The following is a 21,741-nucleotide window of genomic DNA, read 5'->3' as shown; positions in this document are numbered from 1 at the left end:
ATCGAACATGATGGACCACGAAAAGGTAAACATCCTTCTGGTCGATGACCAGCCGGCCAAGCTGCTGGCTTATGAGGTGATCCTGAAGGAGCTCGGCGAAACGCTTGTCGCCGCCTCGTCGGGCCGCGAGGCGCTCGAGTTTCTGCTCAAGAACGAAGTCGCGGTCATCCTGGTCGACGTCTGCATGCCCGAGCTCGACGGCTTCGAGCTTGCGGCAATGATCCGCGAGCATCCGCGTTTCCAGAAGACCGCGATGATCTTCATCTCGGCGATCCAGGTCAGCGATATCGACCGGCTGCGCGGCTACGAGATGGGCGCGGTCGATTACGTGCCGGTGCCGGTCGTGCCCGAGGTGCTGCGGGCAAAGATCCGCGTGTTCGCCGAGCTCTACCGCAAGACACGCCAGCTCGAACGCCTCAATGCCGAGCTCGAGGACCGTGTGCGCGCGCGCACCGCCGAGCTCGAGCAGTCGACCTCGCGGCTGGTCGAAAGCGAGGCGCGCCGCAGCATGGCGATTGCCGCCGGCAAGATGGGCTCGTGGGACTGGGATTGGGTCAACGGCGACTGGATGTGGGACGAGGGGCAGTACAAGATCTTCGGCGTGGATCCGAAATCCTTCGCGCTGACCTCCGACAATATCCAGGCACTGTTTCACCCCGACGATGTCGAAGAACTCCGGCAAGTCTGGGCCGGGTTCGGCAATGGGCAGACGTCCTATGAGGCTGAATTCCGCGTGATGCGGCCGGACGGCGAGGTTCGCTGGTGCGTCGGCACGGCTGCGGCGACCAGCGACCGGAATGGCAGAGTGGTGCGGGTCAGCGGCGTCACCGTCGACATCACCGATCGCAAGAAGGCCGAGGAACGCCAGAGCCTCCTGACCCGCGAGGTCGACCATCGCGCCAAGAACGCGCTTGCGCTGGCGCAATCGATCGTGCGGCTGACTCGCGCGCAGAACGTCACCGCCTATGTGCGGGCGGTCGAGGGCCGCATCACGGCGCTGGCGCGCGTCCACACCGTGCTGTCGCTGTCGAGCTGGCAGGGCGCGGAAGTCCGGCGGCTGGTAACCGAGGAGATCGCGCCCTATTCCGAGGCCGGGCAGATCCAGATCGCCGGCGGCGAGGTGCAGTTGCAGCCCGCGACCGCGCAGACGCTGGCGTTGGCGCTGCATGAGCTCGTCACCAACTCCGCGAAATACGGCAGCCTGTCGGTATTGTCGGGCCGGCTCGCCATCACCTGGGAAGTGCACGACGAGACGCTGATCCTCGCTTGGGTGGAATCCGGCGGGCCGCTGGTGACCAAACCGAAGCAGAAAGGTTTCGGCACGCGAAGCGTGATCGCCAGCATCGAGACCCAGCTCGGCGGACGGGCCGACTTCGATTGGCGCGCCGAAGGCCTAATATGCCGGCTCACGGTTCCTCTCAAGCCGCCGCTTGGAGAGACGCCGGCGTTTCGCGAGCCGTCGACAGCCGAGCGCAAGCCCATGGTCCGTTCGAGGGCCGTGTAACGCATCTCGCGAAGCGCGCGTCGATTGATGTGACGACGTCTCCCCAACGGACATTGATGCGACGACATTGTGAACGCGGCCAGCGGTCGAATTGCGCTATGAGCAGCACGACTGACAGGGATCGCGCGAGGAGCATATGCGTAAGTCAAGTCTTGCCGGCGTCAGCATTGCCGCCGTTATCCTCGCAGCAATCAGCATCACGCGGTCGGGCGCCGAACAGGTGCTCAGAGGTGCCGAGGCCTTTGGCGACTGGCAGCGCGACAAGCCCGGCACGGTGCGCCTGATCACACCGCAGGACCTGCCTAGGCCAGGCGCAATGGCCTCCAGCAGCAATTCGTCGCGCGTCGTGCAGCGACCTGCCTCGGCGGTGCCGCAGGTGCCGGCAGGGTTCAAGATCGAGTTGTTTGCAAGCGGGCTGAGCGGGCCGCGGATCATCCGGACTGCGCCCAATGGCGATATGTTCGTCGCGGAGACCGGCCCCGGCCGCATCCGCATCCTGCGCAGCGCCGATGGTGCTGCCAAATCCGCGACCAATGACGTCTACGCGACCGGACTGAACCGACCATTCGGCCTCGCATTCTTCCCGAGCGGCGACAATCCGCAATGGCTCTATGTTGCCAACACCGACAGCGTCGTGCGCTTTGCCTACCGCAACGGCGATCTCAAGGCGTCGGGAAAGCCCGAGGCGGTCGCCCGGCTGCCGCACGGCGGCAATCATTTCACGCGTGACATCGTGTTCACGCCCGACGACAAGCGGATGCTGGTGTCGGTCGGCTCCGCCGGCAATGCAGGCGAGGGCCTCGGTCAGCCGCCGCAAGGCGTTGAGGCCTGGAGCCGTGATCATGCGCTTGGCGCGCCCTGGGGGATCGAGACCGACCGCGCCGCCGTGCTCGCCTTTGACCCTGATGGCAAGAACCAGAAACTGTTCGCCACCGGAATCCGCAACTGCGTCGGATTGGCGATCCAGCCCGGAAGCGGCACGCCGTGGTGTTCGACCAACGAGCGCGACGGCCGCGGCGATAACCTCGTGCCCGACTATGTGACGCGGGTCCGCGAGGGCGCGTTCTATGGCTGGCCGTGGTACTACATCGGCGCCAACGAAGACCCTGCGCATGCCGGCGCGCGACCCGACCTCAAGGACAGGGTGACGGTGCCCGACGTCCTGCTGCAGGCCCACTCGGCCTCGCTCGGCTTGACCTTTTACACCGGCAGCAGCTTTCCGCCCGAATATCGCGGCGATGCCTTTGCGGCCGAACACGGTTCGTGGAATCGGTCGAAGCGTACCGGCTACAAGGTCATCCGCATCAGGCTGAAGGACGGCGTGCCGACCGGCGAGTACGAGGATTTCGTCACAGGCTTTGTCATCGGCGACAATGAGGTCTGGGGCCGCCCGGTCGGGGTGACGGTGGCGCGTGACGGCGCGCTGCTGGTCTCGGAAGACGGCAACGGCACGATCTGGCGCGTCAGCCGCGAATAGTGGTTCGGCGGTCAGTCAGCCGCCGCCGCGGCCGCTATCCCAGTCCATCCTTGAGGCCGTATTCCTCATAGATGGTCAGCGGATCGGTATCCGGAAACAACCGGCACTTGGCCTGCGCAAGATGCAGCGTGACGGCGCCGGCCTCACATCGCGAGGTCAGGATTTTCCGGACATCCTCCATATGCGCGCGCGGCTGATGTTTCGACGGCAGCTGCTCGAGCGCGACCAGCGCCGTGGCCAGGGCCTCCGTGACCACCCAATCGTCGTGTCCGGTAATTCCCTTTCGCGGCATCACCACACCCTCCGTAGCACCGGCTGCGACATTGTAGCGCGAGATGGGTGGGGGCTGTCATCAGCCAACATGGGCAGGGCGGCGGGGGAACCGGTTCGAGCTGGGCCTGCCACGATGCGCCGCAGGGAGCAGCCGTGGCAGTGCGTGCAGGTGTGATGACTAGAAAGACGGGGGCTCGTTTCTCCATCCCCGGTCAATCCACCTGATGTTCGAACCCTATCTCGCGGCCTGGAGCCTCGTCCCCGACGGCCACCCGATCATGACGCACGCCGCGCGGTTGCTGCCGGTGCGGCGGCACGGCGAACCCGCAATGCTCAAACTCTCGAGCGAGCCGGACGAGTGCTTCGGCGCCATCGTCATGGCGTGGTGGGACGGAGACGGCGCGGCGCGCGTCCTCGCCCACGATGGCAACGCGCTGTTGCTCGAAAGGGCGACGGGTTCGGCTTCGCTCAGCGCGATGGCGCGAACCGGCCGGGACGATGAGGCCTGCAGGATTCTCTGTGCGACGGCCGATCGGCTCCACGCAGAGAGAGCAAAGCCGCGGCCGGATCTGACGCCGCTGACACACTGGTTTGGTGAGCTATGGCCCGCTGCGAGGGCGCATGGCGGCATCCTGAACCGATCGGCTGAAGTGACCGAAGCCCTGCTCGGCAATCAACGCGAGATCGTGGTGCTGCACGGCGACCTGCACCATGACAACGTGCTCGACTTTGGCGCGCGGGGCTGGCTCGCGATCGATCCGAAGCATCTCGTCGGCGAGCGAGGCTTCGACTTCGCCAACATCTTCACCAATCCGGATCTCGCCGACCCGGCGCGGCCGGTTGCGACCGAACCCGGGCGCTTTGCGCGGCGTCTCGACATCGTCGTGGAGGCTGCACGGCTCGATCGCCGGCGTCTGCTGTCATGGATCGTCGCCTGGACCGGCTTGTCGGCGGCCTGGTTTCTCGGCGACGGCGATCCGTTGGCCGAGATCGACCTTGCGATCGCACGGCTTGCCGCCGCCGAACTCGACCGAACAGGCTAGCGTTTGTGGAAGCTTACGCGGCCATCGCGGCGGTGGTCACTGAAACACTGAGAATCCGCCACTTCGAGGTATCGAAGAAGTAGGCGGCCTTGATGTGCGCGGAGGCTGAATCAGGGGCCTGAATCACCGTGTGGAATTTCCGCGTCCCATCACTCAGCGAAATCCGGAATGTCTGCATTGGTCATACCTCCACGCGCGGATGCTGCGGCAAGGAGGGTTAATATCCGGTTGCTGTCACGGAGCGTGCGCATCGCGGCGCTTCTCACGCGGTCTCTTTCTAGGGCGACGCGGGCGGCAGGCGGACCATCGTGTCCTCAGCGCCAACGACGCGTCCGTCTTGCGCGCGCAGCTCCAGCCGCCGTACCGGCTGCCCGGTCTTGCGGTCGACCAGCAGCACATGCGCCTCGTCGGGTTCGAAGAAGAAATCCTCGCCCCACTGCCGGAGCGCGACAAGAAGCGGGAAGAGCCCGCGTCCCTTCTCGGTCAGGACGTACTCCTGATAGGGGCTGCCGTCCGCCGCGGGTACGGTTTCCATGATGCCGTGCGCCAGGAGATTGCGGAGCCGGGCCGAGAGGATGTTCTTGGCGAGCCCGAGGCTCTTCTGAAACTCGCCGAACCGGCGCAGCCCGTCGAACGCATCGCGGACGATCAACAGCGACCACCAATCGCCGATCGCATCCAGCGGTCGTGCCACGCCGCACATGGAGTCTTTGTGGCTCACTCTTTTCGCCATCGCGATCCGCCTGCCGCTCCTCATCTCGATTGATCGGCTGAATGGCGCGGTTGGAGAGACCGTCAACCATCTCGGGCTCGATATACCGGTTGCAAAGTAAAACCACAAGCGATACACGATGGTTTCAAATTAAAACCATGCGAGGTCAGTCATGATCCAACCCGACGCCACGTTCGACGGGACCTTTCCCTTCGCGCCGCATTTCACCGCAGCTCCCGGCTTCCGGATGCATTATGTCGACGAGGGCCCGCGGGACGGCGAGGTGGTGCTCTGCCTGCATGGCGAACCGACCTGGGGCTATCTATTCCGTCACCTGATTTCAGGCCTGAGCATGACCCATCGCGTGATCGTTCCGGATCACATGGGGTTTGGAAAGAGCGCGACACCGCCGCAGCGCAGCTACTGGCTGCAGGACCATGTCGACAATCTCGAAGCGCTGGTCCTCGCGCTGGATCTCACCGGCGTCACCCTGATCATGCATGATTTCGGCGGCCCGGTCGGCATGGGACTCGCGGCCCGGCATCCGGGTCGCATCCGCCGCATCATCTCGGCCAACGGGCCGACGCCGTTCGGGCAGAGCGATCTGTTCGAGCGCGTCACGGCGAATGCGCTAGCTTCGCCATGGTTTCAATGGATCGCCAAGGCCGAGGCGAGCGGCGAGCTCGAGCCGGTTCTCGGACAGCTCGGCTTCAACATCCTGAGCACGCTCAAGCTCAACGGCTTTGAGAACAACGCTGTGATCACCGACTCATGGCTTGCGGCCTACGGCTCGCCCTTCGCGCGTCCCGCCGACTGCCTCGGTGCGATCGGATGGGCCAAGGGGTTTGCGACCGGCGCGCACACCTTCGAGACGCCCGGTCCGGCCGCCGACCGCGCGATCCGCGGCAAGCCGGCGCTTGCGATCTGGGGCGAAGCGGATCGCACATTGCGTGCCGAACATTTCCTGCCGCTGTTTTCCGCGATCTTCCCCGCGGCGCCGGTCAGGCGTCTCGCCGGCGTCGGCCATTACTGCTTCGAGGATGCCCCGCAGCAAACCGGCGGCCTGATCGCGGAGTTCATCCGGCAGACCTGAGGGCTCGTCGATCGAGGAGGGCAGGAGCGCCGCGAGAGCTACCTGCGCCAGGTTGTACCTCGCGCGAGACTCGCGTCAACACAATCAGGCTGCTAACATTCCGGCGTTGCATTCAGCTCCGGAAGGAAATTTCTGGTGACCACCTACGTTGGAACCCTCGGCGACGACAACCACACGGCCGCTGCTGGTGAGGACGTCCTTTACGGTCTGGACGGCAACGATACGCTCGCTGCCACGATGACCGGGAGCGTTGTCTATGGCGGCAACGGCAACGACAGTCTCAGCTCGAGTTCTTTTCATAACGACACTGTCTATGGTGGCGAAGGCGACGACACTGTTTCCGGCTTCGACGCCACCGTAACGGGAGCTGGCGGCGACGACTCGATCCAGGCGTCGGGTGGCATCGCCTACGGTGGCGAAGGCAATGACATAATCTCCACCGGCTGGGATGGTTTTTTCGACACGGGCCGCGCTTATGGCGGCCTCGGTAACGACACCATCACTGGACAGGGCTCCGCGATCGACGGCGGTGGCGGCGACGATACGATCTATGACGGGCCGATCGGCTTAAGCGGCCTCATTGTCATCCAGGGCGGCGACGGAAACGATGCGATCATCGTCAGCGGGTCTGGGTCAGTTGCCGAGACCGTGATGGCCTACGGAGGGCAGGGCAACGACAGCATCTACGGCGGGCAAGGTGCAGACATCCTGATTGGTGATCAGGGTGTCGACCTTCTCGAGGGCAACGCGGGCAATGATTACCTGTACATGCCTTCCGGCGGCGGCACGGCCTATGGCGGCGCCGGCAACGACTACTTCGACGGCGGCACCGGCGTGAACTACTATTTTGGCGGAGGCGGCAACAACACCTTCGTTTCCAACGATGTCCCGAGCATCCAGGTGGTTCAGGACTGGACTCCAGCCACCGATACCGTGCAGCTCAACGGCAGCGGCTTCACCTCATTCGCCGACGTGCTCTCGCACTCATATCAGAACGGCGCTTACTTCGTGGTGCAGATCGATACCGACACTGCGGTCTGGCTGAACGGTGCCACCGCGGGCACGGTCACGGCGGCGAATTTCACGATCGTGAGCTAGCGCGGCTGGGCGGCACACTGCCGGCGTGGCGTTGATATTCGCTCGGAAGAGCTCAAGACCTTTAGGAGGGAAGCTTGGTCACATACGTAGGAACGTCGGGGGACGACAGCCATACGGGCCCCGAAGATGCCATGTATGGCCTGGATGGAAACGATACACTTGCCGGCGGGTACGGTGGGCTGGGTCCCCAAACGCTTTACGGTGGTGAGGGAGGTGACAATCTTTCTCTCCCTGAAGGGGGATTTGGCGGCGCGGTTTACGGTGGATCTGGCAACGACACCATCTCTAGCGTCGGCGCATTGTATGGCGACGCGGGGAATGATCTGATCACGGTCGTCGGCCAGGGAGGAGGTTATGGTGGTGACGGCGACGACACCATCAATGCTCTCTTCAACGCAAACTACGATGGCATTGCATATGGAGGCGGCGGCAATGATCTTGTCACCGGGTTCGCTGTGCATTGGGATGGAGGCGACGGGAACGATAGCCTTTATGGGTCCTACGATCACGACGATGGCCCCCAGCCAGTGGTCCTGGGCGGCAATGGGGATGATGTGATTGCATTCACCGGCAATGGGCTGGTTGGCAGAGCATCCTTCTACGGCGGGTTGGGCAACGACAGCATCTATGGTGGCGCGGCAGAAGAGAAATGGACCCGCGGAGCGGGACCGCTTGAGCCGGTTTGTTAGTTGGAAACTGACCGCTCCTGATTACTTCCTATCACGCTGCCAGAGACTCTGTCTGCTGCTGTTGCTGGGGCATGTGGTCAACGCGTCAGCGTTGTCCACCATGTCCACAGCCTTCGCGGCCTGCATCCGTTCGCGCCAGACCGCCATCGGCGTGCGATAGCCGAGCGCCTGATGAAGGCGACGATCGTTATAGAAGGCGATCCAGCTCGCGACCCCTGCCTTGGCCTCGCGGCCGTCGGCATAGCCCTTGAGATAGATGTCCTCATGCTTGAGCGACCGCCACAGCCGCTCGATGAAGACGTTGTCCATCCAACGACCGCGGCCATCCATGGAGATCTTGATCCCTGCGCCCGCCAACGCGCCGGTGAAGGCCGCGCTGGTGAACTGGCTGCCTTGGTCGGTATTGAAAATCTCCGGCCTGCCGTACTTCGCCAGCGCCTCTTCCAGAGCCGCCACGCAGAACGAGACGTCCATCGTGTTCGACAACCGCCACGCCAGAACCGCACGGCTCGCCCAGTCGATGATGGCGACGAGATAAAGAAAGCCACGGCCGATGGGCAGATACGTGATGTCGGCGGCCCACACCTGGTTCGGCCGGTCGATCGTCATGTTGCGCAACAGATAAGGATAGATCTTGTGGCCCGGCGCCGGCTTCGTCGTGTTCGGCTTCGGTCCCAGCGCCGCGATGCCCATCTTGCGCATCAACCGCTGCACGCGCTTGCGATTGACCTGAAGCCCCTCAGCCTTCAGCATTGCGGTCATTCGCCGCGAGCCCAGGAACGGCCAGGCGATGAACAGCTCGTCGATCCGCCGCATCAGGGCAAGGTCGTTGTCGTTGGCCGGCCGGGGCGGCCGGTAGACCCCGGAGCGCGCGATGCCAAGCAACAGGCATTGCCGACGGATCGACAGCGCCTTGTCGGCGCGATCGAGCATTCCTCGACGGTCCGGCGTGCTCATCTTCCGGACCTCCGCGCTAAAAAATCGCGCTCGACCGTCAGTTGTCCAATCTTGGCGTGCAGCTTCTCGATCTCGCGTTCGCGCGTTTCCTCGCTCTCGCGCCCGACACCCGCATCAAAGGCCCGCGCCGCCTGGTCCAGCAGTTGCTTCTTCCAGGCATAGATCTGGTTCGGGTGAACCTCATAGCGCTGGGCCAGATCGGCCACCGTCGCCTGCTCCCGCACCGCTTCCAGCGCAATCTTTGCCTTCAGTGCCGCGTCGATCTTGCGTCTCGTCTTCGTCGTCATCATGCCCTCCGTCTATCAAACGGAGCGGCCCTTTTCCAACTTAACCTCTGGTCCCAAAATCGGGGTCCATTTCAGTCCATTCACGTTGGGACGAGTTAACCAGCAGGCGCTCCGGACCTGAGGTCGACGCCGAGCCGGCGCTGCCGATCTTTGTCGACGCGCCGTCCCCACCGGCGAACTGGTCCGTAGCGGGTGAGCCGCTTAATTTCGTGCTCGACAACCGCAACGATGAGGCGGGTCGCATTCGTCGCGCCTGGGCGCGGACGCGCGATCCGCTCGACCGACCCACGTTGCTATCGCGGCTCGCCGAGAGGCGCGCTGCAGCACCGGCATCGATGACAAGCCAAGAGGTGCTCGCGCTCTGCTCGACGGATGAGAAAGTTAGCTTGCGCAGCGCTCGGCGCGCGGGCGCGCTCGCAGCGATTGCTCGTGCGCTGCACACAGCCATGGTCCAGCGCCTGAAGGACGGATGTGATGACGCGATGGCTGATGCGCGTCTCTGGCTCGATACCGCCGTGAAAAATTACGCCGCCGAAGCCGCCAAGCTCGACTTGGTGAGGTTAAAGGTTGACGTTCATGACGTGGACAAGCTGGTAACCCTGATCGAGGCGACCCAAGCTTGGCTTGCAGATGGCGCGGGAGACTTTTCCCGCTTGCAGCCAATCTACAGGAAACGCGAAATGGATCAAAAGCCCGGCCGCGCGTTGCTCGCGCCGACCTCGGATGAGCGCCGAGCATCTTGGAAGCCGCGCGAACTGGGCCCACTAACTTACCGCTGGGAGCACGTGGCCGCCTTCCTGAACCAACTGGCTCCCCAATGAGCGGGTCGGGCTTTGAACGCGAGGCGGCGTACTCGGTCTTTGAGGCCCTTCGGCCGATGGCGGGTCAGGTGCTCGACCGGCTCGTGTTTGCGACGTACTCACTCGACCTTGTCGCGATCGCCGCACTTATCCTATCCCTTAGCAAAGCTGGCGAACAGGAGCTCGAAGCGGGACCTCTGAGCTTTATTGAGGCGCTTAAGGAAATCTCGCCGCGGATCGATATCGTACATCAGAAAGATCGATTGCGGCCTACCGACCTTCACTACAAGATTCTCCACGTACTCGATCGCCGGCTGCACGCGATCCAGCCACCGCGCGGGGCATCATATCATCCGAAGCTCGCCCTCGCGCGATATGTTGGGCGAAGCGAGACAGTCCACTGGAGAATTTGGATAGGCAGCCGCAACCTGACAGGAGGCACGGATCGTGAGGCCGGGCTGCTGCTTGTCGGCAGCGTGGGCAGCGGGCGTCGCGCTCGCGTGCCAAACATCGCTGCGATGGCAAGCGAATTGCTTGCGCCGGTCCAGTGGATCGGCGGGCTCGCAGCCGAGTTGGCCAGCGTTCGCTGGAGTGCGCCCTCGGGCGTGAGGCTCCGCGGATTGCAATGGCGGCATGCGGGCGAATACAAGCCTTTCAACACACATTTCCCGCGACCCGATCGGACCTTTGCAATCAGCCCGTTCGTCGATGACGACGGCTGCCACTTATTCCACGGCAGCAACGACAATCGTTTACTCACCACTGAGCCTGCGGCGCGTGCGCTGAGTGTTCACTCCAACCTGGCGGTGTCGGTGGCGCGTTCCCCGCTCGCCGCGCCGCCGATGCCGGTCGATCCACTGTCACCCGATGGGGAGGCGCCCGAACCACCTGAGCCACCGGGGCTTCACGCCAAACTGCTTTTGCGCCAACGAGGGCGGCGATCGCGACTGTGGATCGGTAGCGCCAACCTCACACGCCGAGGGATGAACGGTCCCAACGCGGAGGTACTCGCCGAGCTTGATGTCTCGAACCAGCTTGCGGAGGACCTAATCAGCTTTGTCCATTCCCATCCGCCGCTCGGCGACGGCGCCGTTGATCCCGTCGAGGCGGCACGTCGCGCGGCAGAGCGCGCACTCGATGAAGCAGCAGTGATCCTGCTCGAAGCGCGATTCACCCTTTCGCGGGAGGAGGAAGGGCTTCACCTCACGACTGAGGGGTCTCTCGACCCCTTCCTCGCCGAGCATCAGTTGGACGTTTGGCTGCTCACCCGTCCCGATGCCATCGCGTGCTGGCCGGCTGGAGCTCAGTCGGTGCTGCTCGTGCCAGGCGGCGTACCGGTCAAGTTCGAGACCGTACTGGTTTGCTTCTCGGCCGCAAGGCTCGCGGGTGATTGTGCCCCGCGGCGCTGGGCGCAGGCTGTGACTTTCCCTGGACACGACGCTGACGCTCGCGACCGCGCAGCGACCGCCGCATATATCGGCCTTTCGGGCGCGAGCGCTTGGGTACGTGCGCAGCTCGAAGGAATACTGCCCACTGAGCCTACCACCTGGACTGGCGCGCGGCGGTGGGTTGGATCCGAGCACAATCGTGCGGCCGAGACGCTGCCGTTGGCGCTTGAAGAGGTGCTCGCTGCATGGGCGCGGAATCCCGACAAGTTCGAGGCACGTGCGCGCGAGCTCGAGACGACGCTCAAGGCGCTGAGGGAAGAACTGCGCCAAGGAGGCGAAGATGGGCCTGACGCCGAGGCCGTGGCGCAGTGGCAGGAGGTCGTGCATTTCTGGGGCGTGATCCGGGAAGCGATCGGAGCCAAGCATGTCGCTTGAGCGCTTCCAGGAGGAGACAGTCCATGCCGCCGTAACTGCGCTCACACGCGCTTCTCGGCGTTTTCTAATAGCCGACGAGGTTGGGCTAGGGAAGACCGTGTCAGCAAGGGCAATCGCCGCCGAGTTGCAAAAAACCCGCGGTGCTCGGCTAAATATTGTTTATCTCTGCCCTAATCTCGGCATCGCCGCGCAGAACCTCACTAAGCTCCAGGCGCTCGCGCCTGGGTGGGAGAAGCCTGAGGATCGCTTATCACTGGTACTGCAGGAGCGATCTCGCCGCGGCGGCAGCGATTTCGGTATCTACTGCTACACACCCGACACCAGCTTGCCGGGATGGAAGGCGGGGCAGCGCACGGGGCGGGTCGTCGAACGTTCGTTGATCGCAGCGCTTCTCTGCGATCTGACGCCGAGGCTCTGGCGCGACCTACGCTCGGTCGAACGCGCGCGCCAGGCGGCAGGAAAATCCGGCTGGTTTCCAGCGGACCCTAGCGATCCTCCGGCTCATCTTAAGCGCCCGTTTCAAGCTGCGCTGCGAGACGTGATGAAGCTGGGGGGCAAGCCGCTCGACGACGGCCTCACTGACTGGTTCAGGCAACCAAAGAATGATACTCAGGAGTTGATCCTGCGTGCCCGAGCCGCTTTGGTACTTGCCGTGAACCTCCTCCGAATTGATGGACACCTGTAGTAGGCTCGAAGAGCCAGGAGAGGTGTTGGATGGAAGGACGTCAGCGTAGGTCGTTTACGGACGACTATAAGCGGCAAGCGGTCGATCTGGTCGCTTCGAGTGGCCGCTCGATCGGATCGGTGGCCAAGGAACTTGGCCTGCGCGATTCAGTTTTGCGGCGCTGGGTGGAACTACGTGGAACTGGGCGAGAGCCGACGGCTGCGGCGCGGCGCCCCACAACGCAAGCGACGCTGCCGTCGGCGGACCACGCGGCGGAGATCGCTCGTCTGCAGCGAGAGAACGGGCGGCTGCGCATGGAGCGCGACATTTTAAAAAAGTCGATCGCGATCTTTGCTGGGGGGCCGAAATGAGATTCCGCTTCATCGAAGATCGCCGCGCCGACTATCCTGTGACGATCCTGTGCGACGTGCTCGGTGTCTCGCCGGCCGGCTATTATGCTTGGCGCTCCCGGCCGGAGAGCCAGCGATCGGTCGCCAACCGTGAGCTTGTCGACGACATCAAGCGCGTCCATCGCGAGACAAACGGACGCTACGGCAGCCCGCGTATCCATGTCGAATTGAAGGCCCAGGGCCGCGGGGCGAGCCGTGGCCGCATCGAGCGGCTGATGCGCCATCACGGTATCAGGGCCATCATGGCACGGCCTCGCCGGGTGCGGACGACCGATAGCCGTCACGACCTCCCGATCGCGGCGAACCTGCTCGAGCGCAACTTCACCGCCACTGCGCCGAACCGGATCTGGCTCGCCGATATCACCTACATCGAGACCGATCAGGGTTGGCTCTATCTGGCCACCGTCATGGATTTGTACAGCCGCAGGATCGTCGGCTGGGCGATGGCGGATCATTTGCGTGCCGAGCTGCCGCTGGCAGCCTTGCGGATGGCCGTCTCAGCGCAGCGGCCTGGCGCCGGTCTGATCCATCATTCCGATCGCGGCGTCCAATACGCATCGGCGGAATACCGCAAGGTCGTGCAATCTGCCGGCTTGAGGGCATCGATGAGCCGCAAGGCCGACTGCTATGACAATGCTCCAATGGAGAGCTTCTTTCACACGCTCAAAATCGAGCTCGTCTACCACACTCACTATGCAACACGCGCAGAGGCCACACGTGATATCTTTGCTTACATTGAAGGCTTCTACAATCGAACTCGTCGTCACTCCGCCATCGGCTATGTCAGTCCGATCGAGATGGAGCTAAAAGCAGCTTAACCTTGTCCATTTTTTCGGGGGAAGATCACCGCGCTGCGCGATCGCGGCTGCCGGCCTGATCTTCTCATCCTAGATGAATTCCATCGCTACGCTGACCTTATCATCCCCGCACGCGAGCCGCCCAAGAGTGACGTGCTCCGCACCGAGCGTCACCGCGTTCATCGGTTACTGATCGATACACTGATCGGCGATGGGGAGGAGGGGCCTGCGCTATTGCTGCTCTCAGCTACGCCCTATCGGCTGCAGCGGCTCGACCGCGGCGAAATCCCTGGCGGGCGCTACGGGCACTTCGCGCAGCTTGTTCGGTTCCTCTACGGGCGCGTGGGCACCTCCAGAGCGGCCGAAATCGAGGCGGCGATCGGGGCCCACCATGCCGCCCTCGAGCGGCGCGGCGATGCCGCGGAGGCGCTCGCGGCGGTGGCCGACGCAAAGCGCGCGCTGGAGGCATTGCTGCATCCCGTGATCGCGCGAACCGAGCGTGCGACGGCTATAACTGGCGAGTTGTTCGAGCGCTTCGAACTGCAGGCTAAGGTGGAGTCGCGCGACTTAGTGACCTTTCGGCATCTTGCGCGTGCTGTAAACAAGAAAGCCAAGACGTTGTGCAGTTGGGTGCAGCCCCTCTGGTCATCTGTGCCGTACCCCGCTGAGATGCTCTTCAACTACAAGATTTGCGAGGCACTCGGACGCGACCTGCCTCCCGTCACAATCACGGGCGAGAGAGGCAGCCCGGCGCACCCCCAGCTCCGCGCGCTGGTTGCCGAAGAGGGGCATCCTACGGCAACACTGAGTTGTGACGTCCTGAGCTTGCCCTGGCTCTCGCCGACCCAACCCTGGTGGACCCTTGGCGGCCGCTGGCGCGCGTCTGCTGTCGGCGAGCGCATCGGTGGAAAAGCGCTACTGTTTAGCCGTTATCGGGGAACGCCGGCGGCGGTTAGTGCTTGGCTGAGCACTGAAGTGGATCGTCGCGCAACCCGTCAGCCGACGAAGGGCAAATTCACCGCACAGGCTTACCTCCGACCGGACGCAAAGGCGCCATGGCCCCTCGTCGCTCTATTTATGCCTTGGCCAACACTTTCAGGGGCGCTCGAGCCTAGCTATCCATCCATGCGTCGACCAAAGTGTAGGTCAGTCGGATCACGTCGCGCAGGCGCGGAGCATTCTCCAGCCGCGACAGCGTCGGTTGGGAACACAGATCGCGACCCGTGTCTGGCAGCCGTCCGCAGGCCAGCTTGAATGCGGGATCGGACCGCAGATGATCGAGGTCGTCGGCGTCCTCGTAGCCGCAGCAGATCGCGAACATGCGCGCGCGGAACATATCGACAAGGCTGTGCACGACCCGCGTCGGATCGCGCCGATCCGGGAACACCCGGGCCAAATTGTCGGCCAAGCCGAGACGCCGCTCGGCCATCGCCAGAAGCATCACGCCCCCGTTCGAGGTCAGCCGACCGCCTTCGAAGGCAGCTGTGACTTTCTTGGCGTGAACGGCTGGAAACGAGAAGGGCAGAATCGCATCATCGGTCATGGCGGGCGTGGTGTTCGCGCTGAAGGTGATGGGGTGGCTTTGCAACCGAATCCTACGCCGCATCAGCGCTTTACACCACGCTCGCCAGCCTCTCAGGCGCACTCTGACGAATAAGGCGGGCTAGACGACATCGCCGATGCAATAGGCGTTTCAAGATTAATACTGAATTGTAAGGCACCAAAAGTTGGTTGCGTTTCGATTTTGACTCGCGCGTTCAGCGCATCCTGTCAAGATGTTGGCTGGAGATAGTCCTCGCCGCGAAAGCTGGCCGTACGCCTCACCGATGAGAAGCAGTATTTTGTCTCTGAATCTTCGGTCTATCGGCTGTTGACGGCGAAGCGCGCAGGTCATGCACCATGCTCGCGGCACGTTGTCGTCATCAGTTTCTCGACAGCTTCCCCATTTAACAGGGTTGGTCGCACTGGAAGCACATCGGCTGCCGATGCTCACGGTGCGTGCCTGTCGAGGGCTGTAAAGGGTGGTTTGTTGCTGATTCCCAGCATGTCAGATCGAAGGCTCGGTTCATAATTTGAAAGGGAGAAGGGATGGATTTCCCCTCGATCAAGTGGGTGCGTGAACAATCGGACAGCACGGGCCCGCAAGAGAGTTCACCCGCCGCGCCGTCCGCAGATGCGGCGACCTTTGAGCGGCAACTGAGCGAGATCGCCAATTCAAATGGAGGTGGTGGAGCAATGCCGGCCGCCTCGGCGCTGCAGCCGGCTCAGTCAACGGGGGTTTTGATAGGGCGGAGCAAGCAGCCTCTTTATTCCGAGGACGCTCGCCTTATTTCGGGGCTTGAGGAGGCCCTCCGCAATGGCAACGCCGCCAACCAAACCGTCTACGGCTATGTAAGTTCTCTTCGCAGCTTTGGCCGCTGGCTCTTCGCAAATAACAAAGATCCGATTGCTGCTCGGCTCGACGACCAGTCGCTGACCGATGATGCGCGCGAGGCCATCGAAAAGGGTCATAACAAGAGACTCCGTCCGGCAATAGACCATCTCCGGACCTTCCAGTCGACGGGCGGAGTCGTGCCGATCACAGGCCGCTCTGAGCTAAATCCTCCCCCTCAGGACGTGGCTCTCATCAAAGAGTACAAAAACGAAGCAGCGACAGGGACCGGCAAGAGGCATGCAAGTGTTCTTCGCAGTTTCAGTGACTACCTGCGTAAAAGCAGCAAGCCGGGCATTGCTGCTCGGCTTTCCGGCAACACGTTGGATGAAGATGTTAAGCGCTATAGGAAGGACGCCGGTGGGGATCCGAATATCGGTGCCGCACTGGCTGATCTCCGAAAATCGCAGGCCGGCGCTAAAGCGATGGAGCTCGAGCGCCATATTTCCCCAGTTCCTGATCCCGAAGACGCGGCACTGATGGAGCCGTGGCGCGTCGGCGACGCCGCTGCGCAGCACAGCGCGCCGCAGGGAGCTGTCAGTCAGCCATTGGTCCTCCCGGAAGGTTACGATCAGGATTTGCTTTGGGAGCTGATGGACGAACCCGGCCCGTCGTCATCTCTCGAGCCAGCCGCGCGCCATGACCAGTCATCGGATCCCGGAGAGTCCATTCATCCCTTGAACTGGGGCTACGACCGCCAGCAGTTCCTGGACGAGCCGATGGGTGCACTTGCCAGGAGCAACCTCCCGCCAAGCGAGGAGGTCCTCATCAACGATGAGCATGACGCAGCTGAGTTGAGGCCAGCGAAGAGGCCGAGGACCCTAGACAATCTGCACGGCCTTGCCAGCGAGCGGCAGCTGAGCGAGATCGCCAATTCAGGTGGAGGTGGTGGAGCAATGCCGGCCGCCTCGGCGCTGCAGCCGGCTCAGTCAGCTGGGGTTTTGATAGGGCGGCAGAGCAAGCAGCCTCTTTATTCCGAGGATGCTCGCCTTATTTCGGGGCTTGAGGAGGCCCTCCGCAATGGCAACGCCGCCAACCAAACCGCCTACGCCTATGTAAGTTCTCTTCGCAGCTTTGGCCGCTGGCTCTTCGCAAATAACAAAGATCCGATTGCTGCTCGGCTCGACGACCAGTCGCTGACCGATGATGCGCGCGAGGCCATCGAAAAGGGTCATAACAGGAGACTCCGTCCGGCAATAGACCATCTCCGGACCTTCCAGTCGACGGGCGGAGCCGTGCCGATCACAGGCCGCTCTGACCTAAATCCTCCCCCCCAGGACGTGGCTCTCATCGAAGAGTACAAAAACGAAGCAGCGACAGGGACCAGCAAGACGTATGCATTTTCTCTACGCAGTTTCAGTGACTACCTGCGTGAAAACAACAAGAAGGGCATTGCTGGTCGGCTTTCCGGCAACACGTTGGATGAAGATGTTGAGCGCTATAGGAAGGACGCCGGGGGTAATCGGACTATCGGTGCCGCACTGGCTGATCTCCGAAAATCGCAGGCCGGCGCTAAAGCGATGGAGCGCGAGCGCCATATTTTCCCCGTTCCTGATCTCGAAGACGCGGCCCTGATGGAGCCGGGGCCCGTCGGCGACGCCGCTGCGCAGCACAGCGCGTCGCAGGACGCGGGCAGTTGGCCAGAGGAGGTGCTTCCTGTAGAAGGCTACGATCAGGATTTGCTTTGGGAGCTGATGGACGAACCCGGCCCGTCGTCATCTCTCGAGCCAGCCGCGCGCCATGACCAGTCATCGGATCCCGGAGAGACCATTCGTCCCTTGAACTGGGGCTACGACCGCCAGCAGTTCCTGGACGAGCCGATGGCTGCACTTGCCAGGAGCAACCTCCTGCCAAGCGAGGAGGTCCTCATCAACGATGAGCATGACACAGCTGAGTTGCGGCCAGCGAAGAGGCCGAGGACCCTAGACAATCTGCACGGCCTTGCCGGCGAGCGGCAGCTGAGCGAGATCGCCAATTCAGGTGGAGGTGGTGGAGCAATGCCGGCCGCCTCGGCGCTGCAGCCGGCTCAGTCAGCTGGGGTTTTGATAGGGCGGAGCAAGGAGCCTCTTTATTCCGAGGACGCTCGCCTTATTTCGGGGCTTGAGGAGGCCCTCCGCAATGGCAACGCCGCCAACCAAACCGCCCACGGCTATGTAAGTTCTCTTCGCAGCTTCGGCCGCTGGCTCTTCGCAAATAACAAAGATCCGATTGCTGCTCGGCTCGACGACCAGTCGCTGACCGATGATGCGCGCGAGGCCATCGAAAAGGGTCATCACAGGAAACTCCGTCCGGCAATAGACCATCTCCGGACCTTCCAGTCGACGGGCGGCGGAGCCGTGCCGATCACAGGCCGCGCTGAGCTAAATCCTCACCCCCAGGACGTGGCTCTCATCGAAGAGTACAAAAACGAAGCAGCGACAGGGACCGGCAGGATGTATGCAGCTGTTCTTCGCAGTTTCAGTGACTACCTGCGTGAAAACAACAAGAAGGGCATTGCTGGTCGGCTTTCCGGCAACACGTTGGATGAAGATGTTAAGCGCTATAGGAAAGACGCCGGGGTCGGGGGTAATCGGAATATCGGTGCCGCACTGGCTGATCTCCGAAAATCGCAGGCCGGCGCTAAGGCGATGGAGCGCGAGCGCCATATTTCCCCCGTTCCTGATCCCGAAGACGCGGCACTGATGGAGCCGGGGCCCGTCGGCGGCGCCGCTGCGCAGCACAGCGCGTCGCAGGACGCGGGCAGTTGGCCAAAGAAGCGGCTTCCTGCAGAAGGCTACGATCAGGATTTGCTTTTGGGGCTGATGGACGAACCCGGCCCGTCGTCATCTCTCGAGCCAGCCGCGCGCCATGACCAGTCATCGGATCCCGGAGAGACCATTCGTCCCTTGAACTGGGGCTACGACCGCCAGCAGTTCCTGGACGAGCCGATGGCTGCACTTGCCAGGAGCAACCTCCTGCCAAGCGAGGAGGTCCTCATCAACGATGAGCATGACACAGCTGAGTTGCGGCCAGCGAAGAGGCCGAGGACCCTAGACAATCTGCACGGCCTTGCCGGCGAGCGGCAGCTGAGCGAGATCGCCAATTCAGGCGGTCGCCTGCTGACGTCGGTGGCCCCCACCCATCAACAGGGTGCATCGCCATGGCAGGCGCAGCCGATGATGCAGGCGAGCGGGCACGAAGATGCCACGGCGCCGCATGCGGTCGCGACGTACGTCGGAGGCGCCCCTGCGCACAGCGCGCCGCAGGGAGGTTACGATCAGGATCTGCCTTTGATGGTGGAAGACGGCCCACCGTGGTCCGGGGTTCCCCCTGAGCAGGCGCAGGAGATAGTCCAAGCTCGAGAGCAGGAACCTGCCAGGTCCACCTCAACCTGGTCGCCGCAGATGCCGCTCAACTTTGATTGGAGTATGTGGCCGACCCTGGAAGCAGCGTCAGCGCACTCTGCCAGGGCTCCTTCAGACATCGAAGGCGGTCTTGAGGCAGCGGTTCATCCGAATCCGCCCGCACCGTTCGAGTTGCGTGACAATGCTTGGAGCCCGGCGCCTGACTTTCCGCCGCCGTTTGCCGGGCCAGTACCGGGTCATCACCAGGGCGTTCGACAGCCCGGCTCGCCGCAGGGGCTTTCTCCGGCGCCAGCCTTCTCGGATGATGAAGCTTTGGCGTGGTTGCGCGAGGAGCTGGCGCGGCGGCAGATGCAAGAGCCGGCCTCACCATCAACCAGCAGGGCTCCGTCAGACACCTACGGCGGTCTTGAGTCTTTTGTTGATCTGGATGCGCCCACGTCGTCCGAATCACGCGACGATGCTCACTTTGAGCCGGCGCCCGCTGCCAAGTCTCGCTCAGACACCTACGGCGGTCTTGAGTCTTTTGTTGATCTGGATGCGCCCCCGCCGTCCGAATTGCGCGACGATGCTCACTTTGAGCCGGCGCCCGCTGCCAGGTCTCGCTCAGACACCTACCGTGGTTTTCCATTGGTTGATCTGACTGCGCCCACGCCGTCCGAATCACGCGACGATGCTAATTCTGTACGGCCGTTTCCGAGCACCTCCGCTGATGCTCAGATCGGGGCTTTAGGTCCGACAGCCTCGTCCCACGGCCGCGGGCTGGTGCTCGAGGACACGGAATGGCTGGGCGACGAGCATATCGACAGGGATTACCGGCTCCAGGAGCAGGATTTGCAGAGGTACCATCCGGATCTCGCCGCCCGGACGCGGTTCGTGAATCCCCTCATCGTCCTAAATTATCTGCGCTCTAACGACGATGGCGTCGTGCGAACCGAATTCCAGCGCATCGTCTACGATAATGGTAACGATACAGCCGACTTCCTGTTCCTGCCCGTGATTAATGCCGATCCTCAAGATCCTAATAGCCTCGGCAACCATTGGTCGCTGCTGTTCGTTGATCGCCGCGACCGGGGGCGGCCGGTCGCCTATCACTACGATTCCTACGGGGGACTCAACCACAAGGATGCAGAACATCTCGCAGGTCGGCTGGACCTCCGCCTGGAGCCAGCCGGCATGGCCCGGCAGCGGAACGGGTATGATTGCGGCGTCTTCGTGGTGGACGGCACGCGGGCGCTGGTTAGGCAATTGGAGCAAGGACGGGAACCAGACCTGCTGAACCTCAGCAACCTCGTTGCCAATCGGCAGGCACTGCAGAACCGACTCAGGGGCTGATGTCGCCATGGGCGGATAGCTCAGGCTGGAGCGGCTCACGCCGACGGCCTGGGCCCCCGGGCACGAAGGACCGGAACCAGCGCAGCGTCGCGAACTCGGCTGTGGCCAATTCCCGGGCTTTGGGAATCGCGTCGTGCACGGTCAGCATCAGCCAATAAGCGGCGGTGTGGAGAACGAGGCGGACTTGATTGGCGAGCGCCGAACGGCAGCTGGTGCGATCGGAGGCGAGCTGTGTCTTATGCAGCTTGATCAGATTCTCGGCTTGGCCGCGCGCGCAATACAGGCTGTCGTAGATCCACTCGGCCGAGCCGACATCGAGGCTGGTGACGACCGAAGCGGATGTCGAGGCCGAGCATCGTCGCCTCAATACGGGCGACGGTACGCCGTTCGCGATCCCAGGACTTGGCCTTGTGGCGCGTCTCGGTATAGCCACGCAGAACCGGCAGGTTCTCGATGGCGGGTCGGGTGCGGATGTCGTCGGCGGCCTCGTCGACTTTTCTGGCGAGCGGCTTGGTGCCGGACAGACCGAAGATGTAGTCGATGCCGTTGGTCTCGCACCACGTCATGGCCTCCGGCCGGGCATAGTGCCCGTCGCCACGGAACGTAATTCGCGTGTTGTGCCACCGCGTCCGGATATGCCGTATCAGGCGGCGCAGATGGGCACGCACCTCGACGCCGCCCGGCGTCTTGCCGGGCCGCAGCACGATCGCCACGGGCCGGCTCTTCTCCGTGTCGTAGACGTGGATCGGCAGGAAGCAGCGTTCGTCATAATGAGCGTTGAACAGCGAGAGCTGCTGATGGCCGTGGACGACATCGCAGGTATCATCGATGTCGAGCGTGACGGATGCCGGCTTGTCATTCGGCCTGCAATATTGCCCCCCTAAGCCGGGGGATCGGCGTCCAAAATTGACCCCGCATTGCCTCATCGAAAATGTTACCGAACAATTCCGCTGATGACTGGGGCGGCGTTACCGAATCAGGTCGGTGGCGCCAATGGCGAGCGGGAT

Annotated in this window: 16 protein-coding genes and 2 pseudogenes; 11 read left to right on the top strand and 7 right to left on the bottom strand. The window is 63.0% G+C overall.

The features are described 5' to 3' along the window. Positions 1-10: 10 nt before the first annotated feature. The gene (locus HAP54_RS37075; RefSeq protein ID WP_166295512.1) at positions 11-1,504 is read left to right on the top strand and encodes a sensor histidine kinase; all 1,494 of its coding nucleotides are present in this window, start codon (positions 11-13) and stop codon (positions 1,502-1,504) included. A gap of 136 nt (positions 1,505-1,640) precedes the next feature. After that, the gene (locus HAP54_RS37070; RefSeq protein WP_166295509.1) at positions 1,641-2,981 is read left to right on the top strand and encodes a PQQ-dependent sugar dehydrogenase; all 1,341 of its coding nucleotides are present in this window, start codon (positions 1,641-1,643) and stop codon (positions 2,979-2,981) included. Between the two features lie 34 nt (positions 2,982-3,015). Here the strand turns inward: HAP54_RS37070 and HAP54_RS37065 are convergent, their stop codons facing one another. Continuing rightward, entirely contained in the window at positions 3,016-3,273 is a 258-nt protein-coding gene (locus tag HAP54_RS37065; protein WP_029081841.1) for a hypothetical protein, read from the bottom strand. A gap of 205 nt (positions 3,274-3,478) precedes the next feature. Here HAP54_RS37065 and HAP54_RS37060 point away from each other — a divergent pair, with 205 nt between their 5' ends. Beyond that, a complete protein-coding gene (locus tag HAP54_RS37060) occupies positions 3,479-4,297 on the top strand; it encodes an aminoglycoside phosphotransferase family protein (protein ID WP_166295507.1) in 819 nt (272 codons plus the stop codon). Positions 4,298-4,310: 13 nt separating this feature from the next. On the opposite strand, the gene HAP54_RS37055 is transcribed toward HAP54_RS37060, so the two are convergent. After that, on the bottom strand, positions 4,311-4,475 hold the full coding sequence (locus HAP54_RS37055; RefSeq protein ID WP_166295504.1) for a hypothetical protein: 165 nt from the start codon (positions 4,473-4,475) through the stop codon (positions 4,311-4,313). Positions 4,476-4,574: 99 nt separating this feature from the next. After that, positions 4,575-5,030 carry a winged helix-turn-helix transcriptional regulator gene (locus HAP54_RS37050; RefSeq protein ID WP_166306753.1) on the bottom strand — a complete coding sequence of 152 codons (456 nt, stop codon included), beginning with the start codon at positions 5,028-5,030 and terminating at the stop codon, positions 4,575-4,577. Positions 5,031-5,181: 151 nt separating this feature from the next. Between HAP54_RS37050 and HAP54_RS37045 the strand changes: the two genes are divergently transcribed. From HAP54_RS37045 to HAP54_RS37035, 3 genes are all read left to right on the top strand, one after another. After that, positions 5,182-6,102, top strand: a complete 921-nt coding sequence (locus HAP54_RS37045) for an alpha/beta fold hydrolase (RefSeq protein ID WP_166295501.1) — start codon at positions 5,182-5,184, stop codon at positions 6,100-6,102. A gap of 135 nt (positions 6,103-6,237) precedes the next feature. After that, on the top strand, positions 6,238-7,200 hold the full coding sequence (locus HAP54_RS37040; RefSeq protein ID WP_166295498.1) for a calcium-binding protein: 963 nt from the start codon (positions 6,238-6,240) through the stop codon (positions 7,198-7,200). Between the two features lie 131 nt (positions 7,201-7,331). Next, complete coding sequence (locus HAP54_RS37035) at positions 7,332-7,889, top strand: hypothetical protein (RefSeq protein WP_166295496.1); 558 nt, start codon at positions 7,332-7,334, stop codon at positions 7,887-7,889. Positions 7,890-7,910: 21 nt separating this feature from the next. Here HAP54_RS37035 and HAP54_RS37030 read toward each other — a convergent pair. Next, positions 7,911-9,133 (bottom strand): IS3 family transposase gene (locus HAP54_RS37030; protein WP_224741226.1). Its coding sequence is split into 2 segments (ribosomal slippage): positions 7,911-8,857 and positions 8,857-9,133, totalling 1,224 coding nucleotides; the frame shifts between segments, so codons are not numbered across the junction. Positions 9,134-9,342: 209 nt separating this feature from the next. Between HAP54_RS37030 and HAP54_RS37025 the strand changes: the two genes are divergently transcribed. The 4 genes from HAP54_RS37025 to HAP54_RS37010 all read left to right on the top strand — a co-directional run bounded on the left by HAP54_RS37025 (position 9,343) and on the right by HAP54_RS37010 (position 13,648). Then, positions 9,343-9,954, top strand: a complete 612-nt coding sequence (locus HAP54_RS37025; RefSeq protein ID WP_166295494.1) for a hypothetical protein — start codon at positions 9,343-9,345, stop codon at positions 9,952-9,954. Then, positions 9,951-11,756, top strand: a complete 1,806-nt coding sequence (locus tag HAP54_RS37020) for a phospholipase D family protein (protein WP_166295492.1) — start codon at positions 9,951-9,953, stop codon at positions 11,754-11,756. The genes HAP54_RS37025 and HAP54_RS37020 overlap by 4 nt, the downstream gene beginning before the upstream one ends. Then, the gene (locus tag HAP54_RS37015; protein WP_166295490.1) at positions 11,746-12,441 is read left to right on the top strand and encodes a DEAD/DEAH box helicase family protein; all 696 of its coding nucleotides are present in this window, start codon (positions 11,746-11,748) and stop codon (positions 12,439-12,441) included. The genes HAP54_RS37020 and HAP54_RS37015 overlap by 11 nt, the downstream gene beginning before the upstream one ends. Before the next feature lie 29 nt (positions 12,442-12,470). Further along, positions 12,471-13,648 (top strand): IS3 family transposase gene (locus tag HAP54_RS37010; protein WP_414645723.1). Its coding sequence is split into 2 segments (ribosomal slippage): positions 12,471-12,762 and positions 12,762-13,648, totalling 1,179 coding nucleotides; the frame shifts between segments, so codons are not numbered across the junction. 222 nt (positions 13,649-13,870) lie between these two features. On the opposite strand, the gene HAP54_RS37005 is transcribed toward HAP54_RS37010, so the two are convergent. Together HAP54_RS37005 and HAP54_RS37000 are read right to left on the bottom strand one after the other, a co-directional pair. Next, on the bottom strand, positions 13,871-14,104 hold the full coding sequence (locus HAP54_RS37005; protein WP_166295488.1) for a hypothetical protein: 234 nt from the start codon (positions 14,102-14,104) through the stop codon (positions 13,871-13,873). 637 nt (positions 14,105-14,741) lie between these two features. Next, positions 14,742-15,170 (bottom strand): annotated as a pseudogene (locus HAP54_RS37000) (transposase); the annotation flags it as partial. A 545-nt stretch (positions 15,171-15,715) separates the two neighbouring features. On the opposite strand from HAP54_RS37000, the gene HAP54_RS36995 reads away from it, so the two are divergent. Beyond that, complete coding sequence (locus HAP54_RS36995; protein ID WP_224741612.1) at positions 15,716-20,734, top strand: Ulp1 family isopeptidase; 5,019 nt, start codon at positions 15,716-15,718, stop codon at positions 20,732-20,734. A gap of 79 nt (positions 20,735-20,813) precedes the next feature. Here HAP54_RS36995 and HAP54_RS36990 read toward each other — a convergent pair. Continuing rightward, positions 20,814-21,588: pseudogene (locus HAP54_RS36990) on the bottom strand (IS1380 family transposase); the annotation flags it as partial. Between the last annotated feature and the right edge of the window lie 153 nt (positions 21,589-21,741).

It is taken from the genome of Bradyrhizobium sp. 2S1, assembly GCF_011516625.5.
In the GTDB taxonomy this organism is placed as follows: Bacteria; Pseudomonadota; Alphaproteobacteria; order Rhizobiales; family Xanthobacteraceae; genus Bradyrhizobium; species Bradyrhizobium septentrionale.
This window is presented reverse-complemented; position numbering and strand designations above follow the sequence as displayed.

Excerpts from the sequence above, each read along its gene's own strand:
- HAP54_RS37045 (WP_166295501.1), top strand. The coding sequence starts at position 5,182 with ATGATCCAACCCGACGCCACGTTCGACGGGACCTTTCCCTTCGCGCCG.
- HAP54_RS37035 (WP_166295496.1), top strand. The coding sequence starts at position 7,332 with ATGTATGGCCTGGATGGAAACGATACACTTGCCGGCGGGTACGGTGGG.
- HAP54_RS37060 (WP_166295507.1), top strand. The coding sequence starts at position 3,479 with ATGTTCGAACCCTATCTCGCGGCCTGGAGCCTCGTCCCCGACGGCCAC.
- HAP54_RS37075 (WP_166295512.1), top strand. The coding sequence starts at position 11 with ATGGACCACGAAAAGGTAAACATCCTTCTGGTCGATGACCAGCCGGCC.
- HAP54_RS37005 (WP_166295488.1), bottom strand. The coding sequence starts at position 14,104 with ATGCAGCAATGCCTCCAGCGCGCGCTTTGCGTCGGCCACCGCCGCGAG.
- HAP54_RS37050 (WP_166306753.1), bottom strand. The coding sequence starts at position 5,030 with ATGGCGAAAAGAGTGAGCCACAAAGACTCCATGTGCGGCGTGGCACGA.
- HAP54_RS37020 (WP_166295492.1), top strand. The coding sequence starts at position 9,951 with ATGAGCGGGTCGGGCTTTGAACGCGAGGCGGCGTACTCGGTCTTTGAG.
- HAP54_RS37070 (WP_166295509.1), top strand. The coding sequence starts at position 1,641 with ATGCGTAAGTCAAGTCTTGCCGGCGTCAGCATTGCCGCCGTTATCCTC.
- HAP54_RS37055 (WP_166295504.1), bottom strand. The coding sequence starts at position 4,475 with ATGCAGACATTCCGGATTTCGCTGAGTGATGGGACGCGGAAATTCCAC.
- HAP54_RS37015 (WP_166295490.1), top strand. The coding sequence starts at position 11,746 with ATGTCGCTTGAGCGCTTCCAGGAGGAGACAGTCCATGCCGCCGTAACT.
- HAP54_RS36995 (WP_224741612.1), top strand. The coding sequence starts at position 15,716 with ATGGATTTCCCCTCGATCAAGTGGGTGCGTGAACAATCGGACAGCACG.
- HAP54_RS37065 (WP_029081841.1), bottom strand. The coding sequence starts at position 3,273 with ATGCCGCGAAAGGGAATTACCGGACACGACGATTGGGTGGTCACGGAG.